Origin of the sequence: Streptomyces sp. NPDC016459 (assembly GCF_040632845.1) — a bacterium.
In the GTDB taxonomy this organism is placed as follows: Bacteria; Actinomycetota; Actinomycetes; order Streptomycetales; family Streptomycetaceae; genus Streptomyces.
The window spans coordinates 220,449-238,453 of the sequence record NZ_JBEYCR010000010.1; the positions used below are offsets into that span (position 1 = coordinate 220,449).

Annotated in this window: 15 protein-coding genes; 9 read left to right on the forward strand and 6 right to left on the reverse strand. The window is 72.9% G+C overall.

Annotated features, from left to right (window positions below; translation table 11 throughout):
- Positions 1–278 precede the first annotated feature (278 nt).
- Positions 279–962, forward strand: a complete 684-nt coding sequence (locus tag ABZ567_RS23890) for a GNAT family protein (RefSeq protein ID WP_360793164.1) — start codon at positions 279–281, stop codon at positions 960–962.
- Between the two features lie 131 nt (positions 963–1,093).
- Positions 1,094–2,164 (forward strand): enoyl-CoA hydratase/isomerase family protein, encoded by a 1,071-nt coding sequence (locus ABZ567_RS23895; protein WP_360793166.1) that lies wholly within the window; start codon positions 1,094–1,096, stop codon positions 2,162–2,164.
- Positions 2,165–2,256: 92 nt separating this feature from the next.
- Here ABZ567_RS23895 and ABZ567_RS23900 read toward each other — a convergent pair whose 3' ends face one another.
- Both ABZ567_RS23900 and mgt read right to left on the reverse strand, forming a co-directional pair.
- Positions 2,257–2,919, reverse strand: a complete 663-nt coding sequence (locus ABZ567_RS23900; RefSeq protein ID WP_360793168.1) for a lysophospholipid acyltransferase family protein — start codon at positions 2,917–2,919, stop codon at positions 2,257–2,259.
- A gap of 130 nt (positions 2,920–3,049) precedes the next feature.
- Positions 3,050–4,252 carry a macrolide-inactivating glycosyltransferase gene (mgt, locus tag ABZ567_RS23905; RefSeq protein WP_360793170.1) on the reverse strand — a complete coding sequence of 401 codons (1,203 nt, stop codon included), beginning with the start codon at positions 4,250–4,252 and terminating at the stop codon, positions 3,050–3,052.
- Positions 4,253–4,432: 180 nt separating this feature from the next.
- Between mgt and ABZ567_RS23910 the strand changes: the two genes are divergently transcribed.
- From ABZ567_RS23910 to ABZ567_RS23925, 4 genes are all read left to right on the forward strand, one after another.
- On the forward strand, positions 4,433–5,200 hold the full coding sequence (locus ABZ567_RS23910) for an NPP1 family protein (protein WP_360793172.1): 768 nt from the start codon (positions 4,433–4,435) through the stop codon (positions 5,198–5,200).
- A 100-nt stretch (positions 5,201–5,300) separates the two neighbouring features.
- Positions 5,301–7,364 carry a pectinesterase family protein gene (locus tag ABZ567_RS23915; protein WP_360793174.1) on the forward strand — a complete coding sequence of 688 codons (2,064 nt, stop codon included), beginning with the start codon at positions 5,301–5,303 and terminating at the stop codon, positions 7,362–7,364.
- An 88-nt stretch (positions 7,365–7,452) separates the two neighbouring features.
- Positions 7,453–8,559: a hypothetical protein gene (locus tag ABZ567_RS23920; RefSeq protein WP_360793176.1), complete on the forward strand. Its 1,107-nt coding sequence runs from the start codon at positions 7,453–7,455 to the stop codon at positions 8,557–8,559.
- Positions 8,560–8,694: 135 nt separating this feature from the next.
- Positions 8,695–9,867 carry an alpha-hydroxy-acid oxidizing protein gene (locus tag ABZ567_RS23925; RefSeq protein ID WP_360793178.1) on the forward strand — a complete coding sequence of 391 codons (1,173 nt, stop codon included), beginning with the start codon at positions 8,695–8,697 and terminating at the stop codon, positions 9,865–9,867.
- Between the two features lie 22 nt (positions 9,868–9,889).
- Here the strand turns inward: ABZ567_RS23925 and ABZ567_RS23930 are convergent, their stop codons facing one another.
- From ABZ567_RS23930 to ABZ567_RS23945, 4 genes are all read right to left on the reverse strand, one after another.
- Positions 9,890–10,561: an aldo/keto reductase gene (locus ABZ567_RS23930; protein WP_360793180.1), complete on the reverse strand. Its 672-nt coding sequence runs from the start codon at positions 10,559–10,561 to the stop codon at positions 9,890–9,892.
- A gap of 266 nt (positions 10,562–10,827) precedes the next feature.
- Positions 10,828–12,291 carry an oxygenase MpaB family protein gene (locus ABZ567_RS23935; RefSeq protein ID WP_360793182.1) on the reverse strand — a complete coding sequence of 488 codons (1,464 nt, stop codon included), beginning with the start codon at positions 12,289–12,291 and terminating at the stop codon, positions 10,828–10,830.
- A complete protein-coding gene (gene uppS, locus ABZ567_RS23940) occupies positions 12,288–13,007 on the reverse strand; it encodes a polyprenyl diphosphate synthase (protein ID WP_360793235.1) in 720 nt (239 codons plus the stop codon). The genes ABZ567_RS23935 and uppS overlap by 4 nt, the downstream gene beginning before the upstream one ends.
- A 389-nt stretch (positions 13,008–13,396) precedes the next feature.
- Positions 13,397–14,596: a hypothetical protein gene (locus ABZ567_RS23945; protein WP_360793184.1), complete on the reverse strand. Its 1,200-nt coding sequence runs from the start codon at positions 14,594–14,596 to the stop codon at positions 13,397–13,399.
- A 111-nt stretch (positions 14,597–14,707) separates the two neighbouring features.
- On the opposite strand from ABZ567_RS23945, the gene ABZ567_RS23950 reads away from it, so the two are divergent.
- The 3 genes from ABZ567_RS23950 (at position 14,708) to ABZ567_RS23960 (ending at position 17,993) form a co-directional block, all read left to right on the forward strand.
- Entirely contained in the window at positions 14,708–15,655 is a 948-nt protein-coding gene (locus ABZ567_RS23950) for an ABC transporter substrate-binding protein (protein WP_360793186.1), read from the forward strand.
- A gap of 140 nt (positions 15,656–15,795) precedes the next feature.
- Entirely contained in the window at positions 15,796–16,989 is a 1,194-nt protein-coding gene (locus tag ABZ567_RS23955; protein WP_360793237.1) for an iron ABC transporter permease, read from the forward strand.
- Positions 16,986–17,993, forward strand: a complete 1,008-nt coding sequence (locus ABZ567_RS23960; protein ID WP_360793188.1) for an iron ABC transporter permease — start codon at positions 16,986–16,988, stop codon at positions 17,991–17,993. The genes ABZ567_RS23955 and ABZ567_RS23960 overlap by 4 nt, the downstream gene beginning before the upstream one ends.
- Positions 17,994–18,005 lie beyond the last annotated feature (12 nt).

Consider the following 18,005-nt stretch of genomic DNA (forward strand, 5'->3'; position numbering starts at 1 on the left):
TGCCGTCCGACTGGCGGGCGGCGCCGTCCGTTGCGTGAGACCGGTCGACCCGGGCGCGCGTGAGCCTTCACCCACGCGTGTATCCGGGTTCGCCGGGGGTTCTGTTCTCCGAGCGCCCGGGGCTGCATACTGTCCTCCTCGCACCGGTGACGAACCGTTTTACCTGCACATTTGTCGCTTCACGACGCGATCGGCACCCGGCGAGAACCTCCCTCCTGCTGCCGCCGCGGTCACCCCTCGGCGGAAGCTCTCCCTGCCCGTGAAAGACCCGAGGACCCGTGCCAGTACCTGTTCTCCTGACCGGACGCTCCGTGCGTCTGGAGCCGCTGGCGATGCGGCACGCCGAAGCCCTCGCGTGGGCCGGCGGGGCGGACCGATCGGCCTACGCCTTCACCCCCGTACCCGACGGCCTCGAATCGGCCCTCGACTACATCGCCCGCGCCCTGACGGATCAGGCGGTGGGACGTTCCCTTCCCTTCGCCCTGATCAGTACCGCCGACGAGCGAGTCGTCGGCTCGACCCGGTTCCTCGAACTCGACTACTGGCGGGGGCCGCTGATCTGGCCGCCCGCCCCCGGCATGCCCCACGGCGATCCGCTGACCGCCGTGCCGGACGCCGCCGAGATCGGCAACACCTGGATCGCCCGCGACGCGCGGGGCACGGGCATCAACACCGAGGCCAAGTACCTCATGCTCCGGCACGCCTTCGAAACCTGGGGCGTCCGCCGGATCACGATGCGCGCCGACGCCCGCAACACCCGTTCCAGAATCGCGATCGAACGCCTCGGAGCCAGCTGCGAAGGCGTCCGCCGCGCCCACTCCCGCGGGCTCGACGGAGCCGTCCGCGACACGGCGTTCTACTCGATCCTCGACGAGGAATGGCCCACCGTCCGCGACATCGTCCAACTCCGCAGGTCCAGCCCCCGCCAGATGCGCGTCCCGCAGGACCTGCTCCCGGCCTGAACCCCCTCCGTCACCGCCCCGGCGGGTGCTCGCGCCCCCGCCGGAGCGGTGGTTCCCTCCCGCTCCGCACTCCCGCGCACCCGGCCGGTACGGTGATCGCGACACCGAGCCGCGCCACCCGAAGGGACCGAGTGATCGTGCCGACCGCCGACGTACTTCTGCGGACGGAGGGCCGGGCCGGATTCATCACCCTGAACCGCCCCCGCGCCATCAACGCGCTCACCCACACCATGGTCCTCGCCGTCGACGCCGCCCTGACCGCGTGGGAGCACGACCCGGCCGTCACCACCGTCGTCATCGAAGGCGCGGGCGAGCGTGGCCTCTGCGCCGGCGGGGACATCCGCGCCATCCACGACGACGCGCGCGCCGGCGGCTCCGCGTCCCAGGGTTTCTGGCGCGACGAGTACCGGCTCAACGCCAGGATCGCCCGCTACCCGAAGCCGTACGTCGCCCTCATGGACGGCATCGTCATGGGCGGCGGTGTCGGCGTCTCCGCGCACGGTTCCGTCCGCGTCGTCACCGAACGCTCCCGGGTCGCCATGCCCGAGACCGGCATCGGCTTCGTCCCCGACGTCGGGGGCACCCACCTCCTGGGCCGCGCGCCCGGCGAACTCGGCACCCACCTCGCCCTCACCGGCGGCCACGTCGGCGCCGCCGACGCGATCCTCACCGGCCTCGCCGACCACTTCGTCCCCGCCGCCGAACTGCCCGCCCTCGCCCGCGACCTGACCCTGCTGCCCGCCGCGGAGGCCGTCGCCCGCCACACCGCCGCGGCCCCGCCCGGCGTCCTCGCCGAGCAGCGGCGGTGGATCGACGCCTGCTACCCGGCCGAGACCGTCGAGAGCGTCGTCGAGCGCCTCTTCGGCACCGGTGTGCCCGCGGCCAAGGACGCCGCCACCACCCTCCTCGCGAAGTCACCGACCGCGCTCAAGGCGACCCTGGCCACCCTCCGCCGCTCCCGCGCCCTCGCCACTCTCGAAGAGGCCCTGGACCTGGAGTACCGGGTGTCCTGCGCCGCTCTCACCACCCCCGACCTCGTCGAGGGCATCCGGGCCCAGGTCGTGGACAAGGACCGCACCCCCCGTTGGGCCCCGCCGACGCTCCCCGAGGTCACGGACGAGGCCGTCTCCCGCTACTTCGTCGCACCGCCCGGTGGCGACCTCGGTCTCGCCGCCGCCCGGCGGGCCTCCGCGGACCGGTGAGCCGGGAAAGGCGCGTGAGGAGTCGCCCGGCCGCTACCGCGCGGCCCGGGAGCCCGGCCGGACCGTGACCGTCAAACGGGGGGCGAGGCCCGTCACCTGTGCGCCGCGGGTTCGCCGAGCGCCCCGGCCGCCGTCCGCCACGCCTCCGTGACGGCCCGGTGGGCCAGCGCCGTCGCCGCGCCCACGTCGGCGGGCAACCGCAGCGGCGTACCGATGTGGACGTGCAGGCCCGGTCTGCGGACGGGGGCCGTGAGCACCCCCGCGACCTGCTTCACGCGCCCGCCTGAGGTGATCCGTCGCGCCCCGGCCTGGCCGATGGGAACGACCGGCGCGCCGGTGGCCGCGGCCAGGCGGGCGAGCCCGGTGCGGAAGGCCTCCGGCGGGTTCTCGCCGGCGTCCGGACGCCGAGGGATGCGGCCCTCCGCGTACAGCATGACGTGCCGCCCCGAGGCGAGCGCGACCGCGGCGCGGTCGAGGGCGGCGGCCGCGCGCGCCGAGTTGCGGTGGACGGGCACATGGCCCTCGCGGGTCAGGGCCCGGCCGAGCAGGGGGATCCGCCACAGCCCGGAGGTGGCGAGCAGGACGGGCTCGACGGCCAGCCGCCTGCGGAGCGCGGCGAGGACGAGCGCCGGGTCGGCCGTCGAGGTGTGGTTCACGACCAGGATGCTGCCGGGTTCGATCCGGGCCTCCGGGTCGGTGGTGATGGTCAACCGTCCCAAGAACGGCACGACATGGGCGGCGAGACGGCTGAGCACGAGCGGGCCCCCTGGGTCCGAGGACGAAGCACTGACCCCCTCATCGTGCGGTCCGCGCCCGTTCTCCACATGAGCACGCGTACTCAGCTGCCGCACCCGGTCCGACCCGTCCGCAGGGCCGCCGTCCCCGTCAGGACCCCGGGAGCTCGGCCTCGATCAGGTCGGCGGCCCGGCGCGTTCCACCCTCGCGGGCCATCGACTCCTGGATCTCCCGTGCGCGGCGCGCCACCTCGGGGTCGTCGAGCAGGGCCAGCACGTCCTTCCGCAGCCGCTCGGGGGAGACCTCCTCCATCGGCAGGTGGCGCGCCACGCCCAGGGACTGGAGCATGTCGGCGTTCCCGAACTGGTCGACGGCCTGCGGGACGGCCACCATGGGGGTGGCGGTGGCCAGGCCCTCCTGACTGCCGCCGGCGCCCGCGTGGGTCACGAACGCGTCGGCCTGGCGCAGGATCGCCAATTGGGGCACCCAGGAGTGCACTTCGACGTTCGGCGGCAGGGCGCCGAGTTCGGACGCGTCGACGAACCTGCCGATCTGCAGGACGACGTGCCAGCCCGGGAGGCCGGCGAACGCCTCGACGCAGTCCCGGTAGAAGCCGGGCTGCTTGGTGAAGGAGGAACCGAGCGAGACCAGGACGACCTTCTCCGCGTCCGCCGGCCGCCGCCACTCGCCCTGAGCGGCGTGCTCGCCCTGGCAGGCGCCGACGAAGGTGTAGACGGACTCGTCGACGCGCTCGGCGTGCGGCTGGAGCGCCTTCGGGATGAGCACGAGCGCGCGGCGCGGACGGGCGACGAACCTCTCGGGGTCGTCGTCGAGCCCGTGTTCCGCGAGCCAGGCCGCGAACCGCGCGTAGTACGCCTTGCCGCGCGGGGAGGCCTTGAGGTCGGCGGTCATCGGCTCGGCGACCTCCTTCTCGTACCCCTCCCAGGGCACGAGGTTCGGCCACAGGGAGATGGCGGGGACGCCCCAGGTGTGGGCGAGGACGGGTGCCGGATAGGCCGTGATGTCGTGGAGCACGAGGTCCGGCCGGTCCCCGTCGAAGGCTTCGGCGAGCTGCGGAAGGACCTGGACCGCGTCCCTCAGGAACGGTTCCAGGTGGTCGATCAGTTCCGTCCCCCAGGCGTCGGGGTCGTCGTCCGTCGGGAGGGTCGAGGTGTAGACGACGGGTGTGGCCCCGGTCTCCGCGACCTTGTCGGCGAAGGACGCGGGGACGGCGTAGCTGACCCGATGGCCCCGGGCGACGAGCTCCCGGACGACTTCGAGACTGGGGTTCACATGGCCGTGGGCGGCGATGGAGAACATGGCGATGTGCGCGGGGGACGCGGTGGTGGTCATGACGGCCACCATAAGCGAGACGATACGTATCGTCTACTGCATTCCACGGGGTTCCGGGCCCGGGGGCCGGCCGCCGGTGGCGGACGTGACGCGTCGAGTTCACGCACGGTTCCTCCATTCATGAACTGTGCATGCCAAAATGACGGCCCTCGCATCATGCCGCCCGACCCAGGGGAGACAGTGAAGACACAGGCGTACGCCGCCAGGGGCGCCCTCGCCCTCGCCGGCGCTCTCACGTTGATCATCGCCCTGCCCGGCAGCGCCCTCGCCGCTCCGCCCCCGGCGCTGCCCGCCAACGCCGACGGACTTGAGCAGACGTTCCAGCCGGCCTACGACTACGACACCGACGGCTGCTACCCCACCCCCGCGATCGGGCCCGACGGCACGGTCAACGGCGGCCTCAACCCGTCCGGCGCGGTCAACGGCCAGTGCCGGGACTCCTGGGACCTCACCCAGACCAACGGATACGCCCGCGCGAAGTGCAACAACGGCTGGTGCGCCATCATCTACGGCCTGTACTTCGAGAAGGACCAGGCCGTGGCCGGCAGTGGCCTCGGGGGACACCGCCACGACTGGGAGCACGTCGTCGTGTGGGTGCAGAACAACCAGGCGCAGTACGTCTCCACGTCCGCCCACGGCGCCTTCGACATCCACGGTCGCGACCGGATCCGCTGGGACGGCACCCACCCCAAGATCGTCTACCACAAGGACGGCATCGGGACGCACTGCTTCCGCCCCGCCAACTCCAACGACGAACCGCCCGAGAACCACCAGCACACCTGGCAGTTCCCGAGCCTGGTCGGCTGGAACGGCTACCCGGCCGGTCTGCGCGACAAGCTCAGCGCGGCCGACTTCGGCAGTGCCGTGTTCGGCCTCAAGGACGGCAACCTCGCCTCCCACCTGGCCAAGGCCAAGCCGTCCGGCATCGCCTTCGACCCGTACGCCTGACAAGTCGAGGACGACGGCAACCTTTTCGTCCGCCGCGGCGACTACCGTCCGCCCGCCCCTTCTCGGGGCGGGCACCCCCACGGACGGAAGGACCCACGACATGACCGAGACCCGAGGCAGGGCGCGACACCGCAGGCGCGGAAAGGCGCTGGTCATAGGTGTACCGGCGGCGCTCGTCGCGGCAGGAGTCCTGGCGTACGGCACGGCCTTCGGCGTGTTCGGCACGGATGCCCGGCCCGAGGCGGGGGCGGCGGACGCCCCCGCGTGGGCGCGCGCCGTCGCCGACGGCTTCGCCTCGGTCGACGCGCTCGGCCAGAAGGGCACGTACGGCGGGCGCGACGGCAGGACGGTCACCGTCCGGAACCTCGCAGACCTGGAGAAGTACGCGACCGCCCAGGAGCCGTACGTCATCGTCGTGGCCGGGACGATCACCGTGAACCCCACGGGCAAGGAGATCAAGGTCGCCTCCGACAAGACGATCATCGGCTCCGGCACCTCGGGCCACATCGTCGGAGGCGGCTTCTTCCTCGGCCAGGGCGTCCACAACGTGATCATCCGGAACCTGACGATCCGAGACGCGTACCAGGGCGTCTGGAACGACAAGGAACACGACTTCGACGCCGTCCAGATGGACGGCGCGCACCACGTGTGGATCGACCACAACGACCTGCGGCACATGGCGGACGGCCTCATCGACAGCCGCAAGGACACCACGTACATCACGGTGTCCTGGAACAGGCTCGCCAACAACAACAAGACCTTCGGCATCGGCTGGACGGACAACGTCACCGCCGACCTCACCATCCACCACAACTGGTTCCGCGAGACCGAACAGCGCAACCCCTCCACCGACAACGCCGCCCACGCCCACCTCTACAACAACCTGCTCCAGGACGACGCGGGCACGGGCGTCACGTCGTCCTACGGGAACTACGCGCGCGGCAGGACGCGGATGGTCCTGGAGAACAGCTACTTCCAGGGTGTGAACAACCCGGTGATCAAGGACGCCACCGCCGCCCTCGTCCAGCGTGGCAACGTCTTCTCCGGGACCACCGGTCGCAACGAGAGCGGCGGAACGGCCTTCGACCCGAAGACGTACTACCCGTACACCCTCGACCCGACCGACGCGGTGCCGGCCCTCGTCAAGTCCGGAGCGGGCCCGCGCGCCTCCCTCGGCACCGCCACGGCGGCGGCCGCACCCGCCGCCACCACGCTGACCGTGGCCAAGGACGGCAGCGGCCGGTTCACCAGCGTGCAGAAGGCCGTCGACGCCGTACCGGCGGGCAACACCTCCCGCGTGGTGATCCGGGTCGCGCCCGGCGTCTACCGCGAGACGGTCAAGGTCCCGTCGAACAAGCCCCACGTCACGATCGAAGGCACCGGCGCCAGCCGCAAGGACACCGTCATCGTCGAGGGCCACGCCTCCGGCATGACCAGGCCGGACGGCTCGGGGACGTACGGGACGGGCGGCAGCGCCACCGTCGCCGTCGAGGCCGACGACTTCCGGGCGCGCAACCTCACCGTCTCCAACGACTTCGACGAGGCCGCCAACCGGAACCTGAACGGACACCAGGCCGTCGCCCTCCGCACCGCCGCCGACCGGGTCGTCCTCGACGGCGTCATCGTCAGCGGAGACCAGGACACCCTCCTCCTCGACACCGCCGCCAAGGACCGGATCGGCCGGGTGTACATGACGGGCTCCTACGTGATCGGCAACGTCGACTTCGTCTTCGGCCGGGCCACGGCGGTGATCGACAGGTCCGTCCTCACCCTGAAGAAGCGCTGGGACGGCACCTCCGCCGGATACGTGACGGCCCCGAGCACCGCCGCCGGCCGCAAGGGCTTCCTCATCACGCGTTCCACCGTCAACGGCGACGTCACCGCGGGCAGTTTCCACCTCGGACGCCCCTGGCACGCCGGCGGTGACGCGACCCTGGACCCGCAGACGACGGTCCGCGACAGCGTCCTCGGCGCCGCCGTCAGGCCCACGCCCTGGACGGACATGGGCGGCTTCTCCTGGAAGGCCGACCGCTTCGCCGAGTACCGCAACACCGGCCCCGGCTCGGGCCCGGCCCACGCCGACCGCCCTCACCTGACACCGGCTCAGGCCGCCACCCAGGACACCACGCACTGGCTCGACGGCTGGACCCCGACCGCGGGTTGACCCGGACCGGCCGGGCGGGGGCCCCTGTGCGATCATGCGGAAGCCCCGGGGAGGGGGCCGGAACCATGGGTGACACGAGGGGAGCGGTGTGAACGCGGGTGGGGAGCGGGACGGTTCGTCGGTGCCGGACGACGTGTGGGACCAGTTCCTGCGCGACTCGGTGGCAGGCGTGGGGAACGCGCCCAAGGAACCCTCGGCGCGAGCCCGACTCGTCGCCGACCGGCTCCGCGACGAGCCCCGGCCGGCCGAGGGCCGGCGTACGTACACACCGCCCCCGCCCCGGCGCGGGAAGGGCTGGTACGTGGTCGGGCTACTGGCGGCGGTGGCCCTCCTCGTCGTGGCGCTTGACCCGTGGCAGATGATCGGCTCGTCCGACGCGGACGGGCGGTCGGGGGTGCCGCTCGCCCAGGAGGCGGAGCGCCCGACACAGGCGCCACCGCCGGAAGCGGCCCGACGCCCCACGCTCGACGAACCGTTCAGGGGTTCACCCGCGGCGCGCTGGGCGGACGGAACGGCCGGGATCACCGTCCCGGCCGCCCGTGCGACCGGCTGGATGAGCACGGCACAGGTGGAACAGGCCCTGCGGCGGACCCGTGACTTCCTCGCCGCGTCCAACCTGGACCCGGCCGTACTCGGCGGCGAGCGCCCCGCACGGGCCATCGCCCTGATCAACCCGCACCAGCGCGACGTCAAGGACTATCTGGCCGTCGCGTTCCGCACGCCGAGCGCGGAGAACGACCCGCTGCTGCTGTTCAGTCGCTTCAACGCGTCACACGCGCGCGTGGTCGGCGAGGTGGTCAAGACCCGAGGCCGGATCACCTACCGGGAGGGCGAGCGCGGCGCCCTCCAGGTCACCACCGACGTCACGTACGTCTATCCGGTCGCACCGGCGGCGGGCAGCGGCGACGACGAGGTCGTCCGCACCATCGTGCGGCGCGAGGTGGTGCTGACCTGGGACGACCCGGCGAAGATCGTCACCGAGCCGGGGACGTTCTCCCTCGTCTCGTACAAGGTCGACATGACCAACGGCGGTTGCGACAACGACACCGGCTACTTCACCCCGGAGTTCGGCGGGGACCGGACGGGCACCGGCCCCACCGACGACGAGACCGTCGACCCGTACGACCGCAGTACGGAGATCGTCCGGGGGAGCGGCACCCCCGACGGCGGGTGCAGGACCGCGACGCGTTCGTAAGGCGTGTCCCGCGGATCGGGACCGGACGGACCGCGCCATGGTCACGCGCGCGCGTGGCGGGCACGATGGGGCCACCTCGGCGGGCGAGGAGCGCGCCGAGGCGGCCGACAGCCATCGGAAGGGACGGGTCTCCCCATGCCCCAGCACTACGGCGACTACCAGCACGAGATCTACTTCGACGGGCTCTTCGGGGTTCTCCCCACGCTCCCGATGACCTTCGGCGAACTGGAGGCGAAGGCACGGGCGGCACTCCCGCCCTCGCTGTGGTCGTACGTGGCGGGCGGCGCGGGCGACGAGTACACCCAGGAGGCGAACGTGGCCGCCTTCCGGAACTGGGGTCTCGTGCCCCGCATGATGGTCGGCGCCGCCCACCGTGACCCGTCCGTCGACCTGTTCGGCCTGAAACTGCCGTCCCCGCTGTTCATGGCCCCCGTCGGGGTCATCGGACTGTGCGCCCAGGACGGCCACGGCGACCTGGCGACCGCCCGCGCCGCCGCGCGCACCGGCGTACCGATGATCGCCTCCACGCTCTCCGAGGACCCCATGGAAGAGGTCGCCGCCGCCTGCGGCGCCACCCCGGGCTTCTTCCAGCTCTACACGCCGACCGACCACGCCCTCGCCGAAAGCCTCGTGCACCGGGCCGAGGCGGCCGGATTCCGGGGCATCGTCGTCACGCTCGACACCTGGATCACCGGCTGGCGCCCGCGCGACCTCGCCACCAGCAACTTCCCCCAGCTGCGCGGTCACGCCCTCGCCAACTACACCTCCGACCCCGTCTTCAGGGCCCGCCTCGCCAAGCCCTCGGAGGAGGACCCGCGCGCCGCCGTCCTGGAGTGGGCGGGGGTCTTCGGGAAACCGCTGGTCTGGGACGACCTGGCCTGGCTGCGCTCCCTCACCGACCTGCCGATCGTCCTGAAGGGCATCTGCCACCCGGAGGACGTCCGCCGCGCCAGGGACGGCGGCGTGGACGGCGTGTACTGCTCCAACCACGGCGGGCGCCAGGCGAACGGCGGGCTGGCCGCCCTGGACGCCCTGCCGGAGGTGGTCGCCGCCGCCGAGGGGCTCCCCGTCCTCTTCGACTCCGGCGTGCGCACCGGCGCCGACGTCGTCAAGGCCCTCGCCCTCGGAGCCACGGCGGTGGGCGTCGGCCGCCCGTACGCGTACGGGCTCGCCCTCGGCGGTACGGACGGCGTCGTGCACGTCCTGCGCGCGCTCCTCGCCGAGGCCGACCTGATCATGGCCGTCGACGGCTATCCCGCTCTCGCGGACCTCCGCGCGGACGGCGCCCTGCGGCGCGTACGGGTCTGACCAAGGGCCCCGGTCTCCCCGCTCAGTTGAAGATGTCGGGGTCCGGGCCGGTGCGCAGACCGCGGTCGAGGCCGCCGAACGCGTCCATCTCCTCGCCGCTGAGGGTGAAGTCGAAGACGTCGATGTTCTCGCGGATGCGTGCCGGGGTGACGGACTTCGGGATCACGATGTTCCCGAGCTGAAGGTGCCAGCGCAGCACCACCTGCGCGGGGGACTTCCCGTGCCGGGCGGCGAAGTCCACGACGGCGGGCTCTGCGAGGACGGCTCCCTGCGCGAGCGGGCTCCATGCCTCGGTGGCGATGAAGCGGTCGGCGTGCAGGGCGCGGAGTTCCCGCTGCTGGAGCGCCGGGTGCAACTCGATCTGGTTGACGGCCGGGACCAGGTCGCTGCTGTCGAGCAGCCGCTGCAGGTGGGCGGGCCGGAAGTCGGAGACGCCGGCGGTACGGATCCGCCCGTCGGCGACCAGCTTCTCCAGGGCGCGCCAGGTGTCGACGTACAGGTCACGCGCCGGGGCGGGCCAGTGGACGAGGTACAGGTCGACGTGGTCGGGGCCCAGCTTGGCGAGGCTCTCGTCGAAGGCCCGGAGAGTGGAGTCGTACCCCTGGTCGGCGTTCCCCAGCTTGGTGGTGACGAAGAGTTCGTCGCGGGGGACGTCCGAAGCGGCGAGCGCCCGGCCGACCCCGGCAGGGCGCATCTCGGCCGACGGAGGGCCCGACGCCGACGGCGGGCTCCCGGCAGGCGGCGACCCGAGCCTCGCGCCGCGGCCCGGCCGCGGGCGAGACCCGACGGGTACGGGAGGGGCGCTCCCGCGCGGTCTTCAGCGCCCACTGTTCGAACCCGGCGCGGGGCGGGGCCTTCTCGTACCCGCACACACGTCTTGTCGTTCATCGTGGGTGCGGGTTGATCACGTCATCGGCCGCTCCTGAGACGGGTCGGCGACGAAGATCCCTCGTCCCGCCCCTACGCGTCGGCGAGGAGGGGGTCGTACGGGGCGCTCGTGCGGCGGCCCGTCATGAAGGAGAGGAAGTCGCCCACGAAGGCGCTCCGGCCGTAGGCGCCGCCGGTGGCGGCGAGGTCGCGGTGGAAGGCGGTGCGGAAGAGGGTCCGGTACTCGTCCGTGTCGATGGTCCCGCTCCCGTCCTTGTCGGTGGCGTCGAACAGCACCTCGGCGACGCGGATGAGCGCGGGTCCGGCGAGGGAGGGAACGGCGGCCGCGTACTCCTCGGCGCTGACGCGGCCGTCGCCGTCCGTGTCGAGCGCGGCCTGGAGCTCGCGCCACCAGGCGGCGAAAGCGTCGTAGAGCCGGGTCTCCTCGGGTTCGTCCAGATCGAGGCGGGTGGAGAGCTCGCGGGCCATGGCCGCCAAGTCGGGCCAGTCGAGGTGGCCGTCACCGGTCTGGTCCAGCACCTGGCGGAAAAACTCCTCGGCCGAACGTCGGCCCTCGCCCGGTGCCGCCGGAGGTGCCGGGTCCGGGTCGGCGTCCCCGCCCGGTGGAGCGAGGAGGCGAAGCAGCGCCGACGCCCGCTTCATGCGGGCGCGCAGGGCGGTCACGGTCCGGGCGCGGGGGTCGTCGTCACCGGGCCGGAGCGAGAGGACGTCGATGATGCTCTCCGCGTTGATCCAGCCCGCCGGCAGGAAGCGGGCGAGCCCGGCGGCGACGTAGGCGCCCTGCATGAGGGCCGGGGCGCCGGGCATCTCCGGAAGGCCGGCCCGGCGGCGGTACGGCGAGGGGAGCGAGGCGACGGTGATCGCACCGAGGAGCGGACCGGCGACGGCACGGCCGGCCGCCCACAGCGTCGGCGCGCTGTCGAGCAACGCCGGGGCGGGCAGGTGGTCGAAGAGGTGGTAGAGGATGACACGGGCCGCCTCGGTGTTCTCCAACTCGTCCTCGACGACCCGGTCGAAGTACCGCCAGAAGTCTCCGACGTCTTCGGGGAGTTCGCCCGCGTCGCCGCCGAGCGCGGCGAGGAACGCGCGGTACTGGGCGTACATGCGCTCCATGGTGTCCTGGTCGAGCGGCTGGCCGCTCAGCCGGCACATGGTGACGGCGCTCTCGAAGAGGGTGGCGACCACCCAGGCACGGGTCGGGCGGTCCAGGGCGTCGTAGGCGCGGCCGCGCGCGTCGGAACCGCTTAGGCGGGCGTGCAGCCGGTTGAGCCGGGTGGCCTCCCGTTCACGTACCGCGGGATCGGGGTCGAACATGCGCCGCATGCTGAGGAAGGTGTTGCGGAGGCGGCGCCAGGGGTGGGCCACGAAGGTGGAGTTGTCGACGAGGGCGGCGCCGATCTGCGGGTGAGCGGCCTCCAGCACGGTGGCGCGGATCATGGCCAGCGCCCAGCGCGGGTCGTCGAGGAGGGGGCGGAACTGAGGTTCCGGGCCGAAGAGGGGTGCCTCATCGGCCCTTCCCGCGGTGTCGGTCGTCATGACGGGTCTCCGTTCGTCCGTGGCGGCACGCCGCCGAAGCGGCGGTCGCGGCGCCGGTAGGCGTGCAGGCAGGCGTGGAAGTCGGGGGCCCGGAAGTCCGGCCAGAGCACCTCGGGGAAGACCCACTCGGCGTAGGCGACCTGCCAGAGCATGAAGTTGGAGATGCGCTGCTCGCCCGAGGTGCGGATGACGAGGTCCACGTCGGGGGTGTCGGGGAACGGCAGGTGGTCCGCGAAGAGCCGCTCGGTCACGTCGCCGGCGGGCGTGCCGCTGCGGATCAACGACCTGGCGGCCTCGACGATGTCCCGGCGCCCGCCGTGGTCGAAGGCGACGGTCAGCGTCATGCCCCTGTTGTCGGCGGTCAGCGTCGTCAAGTCGGCAAAGTCCTGCGCCAGTTCACGGGGAATCCGCGGGTCTGCGACGCCGAGGAAGCGGCAGCGGATACCACGCGCGAGAAGCAGCGGTGCGTGCTTCCGCACGACCCGGCGGACCAGACGCATCAGGTAGTCGACCTCGGCGCCGGGGCGGTTCCAGTTCTCGGTGGAGAAGGCGTACAGGCTGAGCCACTCGACGCCGGCCGACCGGGCCGCCTCGATGACATCGATGACGGTGGTCTCCGCGGCCCGGTGGCCCGCGGTACGGGGAAGCGAACGCCGCTGTGCCCAGCGCCCGTTGCCGTCCATCACGCAGGCCACGTGCCGCGGCACCGGGCGCACCGGTCCGTGGCCCTGCCACCGTTCCCCGGGCTCCTCGATCTCGTGTTCCGGGCCGGTCCCGTCGGCCTGCCGCCGACCGTCGGGCTCGTCGTCGTACGGTCGCCCGCCCGGCCGGTCCTCCGTCACCGCGCGTGCGCGCGGGACGCCGTGGTCCGCCACGCTCTGCCCCGTAACGCCTTGTCCCGTCCCGTCCGGAGCGACACGACCAGTCGAACCGCGCTCGGTCACATCCACCCCGCCTCGCCCCCGACCTCGCCCACGCCCCACCGGCGCGTCCCCTCCCGGGAGTCTGGCAGCGCGCAAGGGCGTGACCGGCGGAGATGGGCGGCTGTCACCCTTGGCGCGTACGTCCGAGGCGCCCGGTGAGGTCAGACGTCTCCCCGGCACCGTCAACGCCCCACGGGGTCCCCGTCCGCCCCGTCGTTCCGGCCGATCAGCATCATGTGTCCGCCGTGATCCAGCGGCGTGGCCAACCGCAGCCGGGTCGTCTCGTGGCCTGCCACGGCGTCGACGAGATGCACTTCGCCGTGGCCGCCGCGGGTGACGGCCACCCAGTCGGAGCCCGGCGAGGCGGCTACCGCACGGCGTTGGACGCCCTCCCAAGGGGTGCCGCCGCGCCTCGGTGCGCCGTCCATGGCGTGAAGGGGGACGCGGCGCAGGGAGTCGTCGGCTCCCAGAAGCACCAGTTCGTCGCCGTCGGGGTGGATGCGGGTGAAGGCCGTGTGCTCCCGGGCGAGAGCGAGCCGGAAGACGAGGCCGGGGCCGAGTTCGGTGTGAAGCGTGCGGCCCGTCTCCAGGTCGTGACGCCACGCCTGGTTGGTCCAGTCCGGCCACCGCAGGGGGTCCGGAGCGCCACCGCGCAAGGTGCTCCACAGCGCCCGTCGACGGGTGTCGAGGCGGAGGTACCAGCCACGCGCCGACGCTTCCCATGGGATCACCGACTCGGCCACGAGGGTGTCCCCCTTCCTTCGCGCCGCGTGCACTCCCGCGCTCGTGGCGGCGAACACCTGCTCCGATGCGGGGTCCTGGGCGTCACCGTGCCCGTCGTCCGGCAGTGGCAGAAGGGCGTGGGGCGTCACCACGGGACAGCCCGACGGGGCCGCGAGGAGATCCGCGAACCGGTGGACGGCCAGCGCGCCGGGTTCCCGGTGCCGCAGCACGACGAGCGGATCGCCGCCCCCCAGCACCGTCACGCCAGGTTCGCCGACGCGGGTGCGTACCCTCGCGGCCTCTCCGGTGTCCAGGTCGATGATCGTCAGAAGGTCCGACCAGGGCTCGGTGCTCTGGCCGAGGCCGGTCGTGACGACCAGCCGGCGACCGGTCGGATCGCAGGCCAGGTGCTCGGCCGGCACGGCGACAGGGACCGCGCGCTCCACGAGCCGGGCACCGAAGGGGTCCAGTACGAGCAGCTCCCCCCGGCGGTCGTCGACACAGGCCACCCGCCCTCCCGGCAGGGCCAGGAACCCGGCGTGCTCGGAGAGGTGACGGCCGGTGAGGCGCCCGGTGACGGTGCCGTCCGGCACGGTCAGCACGTACACGACTCCGTCCATGTGGTCGGAGACGAGCAGCGCGGAAGCAGTGGTGTTCATGTGCCCTCCAGGTATTTAGTGAAAACGATTATCATGTATGTTCGGTGCGTTCCAGGTTCCCGAGAAGAATCGAGGGCGTCGATGCTGCGCGCACCGTCGAGATTTGTCCGTATGTGGGTCACCGCAGCGGTGGCGAGTTCCGTCCTGGCCGGTTGTGGCTCGTCCCCGGGCGAGCCCGTGAGCGACAAGGCCACACCGGGCGCGAAGACCGAGATCACCGTCGAACCCATCAAGGCCGCCACCGAGTTGACCGACGTCAACGGCGTCAAGATCTCCCTGGCGAAGCGGCCGGATCGGATCGTCTGCCTGTTCGCACTCTGCGACGACATCCTGACCGAGCTCGGCATCGTCCCGACGGCCACCAACAGTTCGCTGCTCGCCCACCCCCGGTTCCTCGGGGAGGGGGAGGCCGAGAAGGTCGCCGTCATCCCCGGCGGGTTCATCGCACCGGAGGTGGAGGCGATCCTCTCCCACAAGCCGGACCTCGTGATCGGCCTCGGGGACACCCACGGCAAGCTCGCCCCCGCGCTGAAGGGTGCCACCACGTTCTGGGCCATGCAGCCCGAGACCTGGCAGGACAGTGTGGGCTACCTGCGCGACGCCGCCGCCCTCACCGGCCGTACCGCCGAGGGGGAGAAGGCCGAGAGGACCTTCCGGACCAAGCTCGCCACAGCGGAGAAGGCCCCGAGCGACAAGACCGCCCTCGTCATCTACGGCGGTGACGAGAACTTCGGCGTCGCCACCCCGGAAGGTGACGTGACCGCCAGTCTGTTCCCCAAGATCGCCCAGTACCCGTGGAAGTCCCGTGGCGTGGAGGGCAGTTACAGCCTCGAGGAGATCCTCGCCCGGGACGTCGACGTGCTGTTCGTCGAGACGATGAGCTTCGGCGGTGCGGACGGCAAGCTGTCCGAGAAGCTCGCGAAGAACCCGCTCTGGAGCAAGATCCCGGCCGTGAGGAACGGCGACGTCCACGAGGTGAACTCAGAGGTGTGGGCCAAGGGGCGCGGTACGCGCTCCCTGGGCATCGTCCTCGACGAGGCCACGGCCGCGCTGCGGTGAGGACGTCCTCGTCGGTGACGAAAGCTGCGGACGAGGCGGCGGACAAGGCCGCGGGCGAGGCGGCAGACCACGCGGCGGATCGTACGGCGGACGGAACCCGGCGGGCCTCACCAGGGGTACGGGCGTGGCAGCCCCTCCTGGTGATCGCGGTGCTCACCGCCGCGTCGCTCTGCACCCTGTGCTTCGGCACCCCCGTCGTGCCGCCGCACCGGCTCGCCGCCGCGGTGCTGGACGGTGACACCACGCTCGCCGGGGTCGTCCTCACCGAACTCCGCCTGCCACGGCTGGTGTTGGCGCTGGTCGCCGGCGCCTGTCTGGGGGCGGCGGGGCTCGTTCTCCAGGAGTCGCTCCGCAACCCCCTGGCAGTGCCGGAGATGCTCGGTGTCTCGTCCGGGGCGGCGCTCGGAGTGGCCGCGCCGCTGGTACTGACCCTCTCCGTGCCCGCCGCCGTCCAGCCCCTGCTCGCCCTCGGCGGGGCCGCCCTCGGCGGCGGCCTGACCCTGCTCGCCGCCGGTCTCGGGCGCAGCCCGTCCGCCGTGCTGCTGACCGGCGCCGCGGTCGCGGCCGCCCTGCAGGCCGCGCTGCTCGTTCTGATGGTCATGGCCGACCAGCTGGACCTGCAGCTCATCTACCGCTACCTGCTGGGCTCCCTCTCCGCCCGGACCTGGGACGACGTCGCGGGGCTCTGGCCGTGGCTGCTCGTCGCGGTCCCCGCCCTCGTCCTGTGTGCGCCGGTGCTCTCGGTGATGCGGCTCGGCGACGAGGACGCGGAGGCGCTGGGCGTGCGCGCCCAGCGGGCGCGGCTGGCGGCGCTCGCCATCGCGGTCGTGCTGATCGCGCCTGTGACGGCCGTGTGCGGGCCGGTCGCGTGGGTGGGTTTCCTCGCCCCGCACCTGGCCCGCTGGTTCAACCCCACCGCGGGGGCCGTGCGTTGGCTTCCGTGGTCCGCCGCGTGGGGGGCCGTCGTCGTGACGGTCGCCGACGTCCCCGCCCGGCTGGCGCTGGCGCCCGTGGAGACACCGGCCGGCGCCTGGACGGCCTTGCTGGGCGTACCGGCCGGGGTCGCCCTGATGCGGTCGGGCCGCCGTGACCGGACGGCCGGGCGCGGCGGACCCGGGGTTGCGGCCGTCGTGCGCACGCTGCTGAACGGACGGCGGACCGTGCGCTCCGACGTGGGCGTCGGGTCGTCGTCCATCGGGTCGTCGTCCATCGGGACGTCGTCCATCGGGACGTCGTCCGGCGGGGCGCGGAAGAAGGGGCGTCAGGACGAGCCCCCGGACGGCGGTGCGTGTCATACCCCCGTGGAGAAGACCGGAACGGAGGACGCACGGTGAGCCGGCGTTTCGCGGCGCTCGCGGCACTGGCCGTCGTGTGCGCCGGAGTGGAACTGGTGGCCGGACGCGGCATGTCCCCGGGCGCGGTCTGGGACGTGCTGGGCGGTGGCGGCGACGCGACGGAACGGCACATTCTGCTCCAACTGAGGCTGCCCAGGATGCTGGTGGCCCTCGGTGCGGGTGCGTGCCTCGCCGTGGCGGGGCTCGTCCTGCAGTCCGCGTTGCGCAACCCTCTCGCCGGGCCCGAAGTGACGGGGGTGACGCCGGGCGCGGTCCTCGGGGCCGTCACCGCGACGGCGCTGGGACTCGCCGGGTGGGACTCGCCCCTGGCCGTGGTACTCGCCGCGTGCGCGGGCGGATGTGCCGGGGCGCTGCTGCTCTGGCTGTTCGTCGGCCGCGCGGGTGGCGACCCCGCCCAGACCGTCGTGCACGGCGTGCTGGTGTCCGCGGTGCTCGGCGGACTCACCGCCATGGTGCTGCTCGTCGAGCCGGGGGAACTCGGCAGCGTCGTGCAGTGGCTTGTCGGCACCACGGAGGGCCGGGTGTGGGAGCACTGGCACCTGCTGTGGCCATGGGCCCTGGTCTGGGGGGTCGCGGCCTGGCTGCTCGCCGGGCCGTTGACCCTGCTGCGCTGCGGTGACGAGATCGCCCTGGCCGCGGGCCTGTCCGCCGGGCGGGCCCGCACCCTCGCCCTGATGTGCGCGGTGGCGCTGACGGCTGGTGCGGTGGCCGCCGTCGGAGCGCTGGGCTTCGTGGGGCTGCTCGTCCCGCATCTGGCCACGGCCGTCTTCGGCGCGGACCTGCGGGTGGGTCTTCCCGGCGCCGCCCTGCTGGGCGCGGTCGTGGTGTGCGGGGCGGACGCCGCGGCGCAGCTGGCCTCGCGTCTGCTCGCCGAGACGCTGGACGCCGGGCGGCTCACCCTTCCGGTCGGCGCGCTCACCGCCTGCCTGGGCGCCGTCCTGCTGCTGGTCGTCGTGCGCCGAGCACCGGGCCGTACGTTCTGAAGTCGACGGAGG

Coding starts and splice junctions, on each gene's coding strand:
- mgt (WP_360793170.1), bottom strand. CDS start 4,252: ATGACCACCACCGCGTCCCCCGCGCACATCGCCATGTTCTCCATCGCC.
- ABZ567_RS23915 (WP_360793174.1), top strand. CDS start 5,301: ATGACCGAGACCCGAGGCAGGGCGCGACACCGCAGGCGCGGAAAGGCG.
- ABZ567_RS23925 (WP_360793178.1), top strand. CDS start 8,695: ATGCCCCAGCACTACGGCGACTACCAGCACGAGATCTACTTCGACGGG.
- ABZ567_RS23930 (WP_360793180.1), bottom strand. CDS start 10,561: ATGCGCCCTGCCGGGGTCGGCCGGGCGCTCGCCGCTTCGGACGTCCCC.
- ABZ567_RS23935 (WP_360793182.1), bottom strand. CDS start 12,291: ATGACGACCGACACCGCGGGAAGGGCCGATGAGGCACCCCTCTTCGGC.
- ABZ567_RS23945 (WP_360793184.1), bottom strand. CDS start 14,596: ATGAACACCACTGCTTCCGCGCTGCTCGTCTCCGACCACATGGACGGA.
- ABZ567_RS23950 (WP_360793186.1), top strand. CDS start 14,708: ATGTGGGTCACCGCAGCGGTGGCGAGTTCCGTCCTGGCCGGTTGTGGC.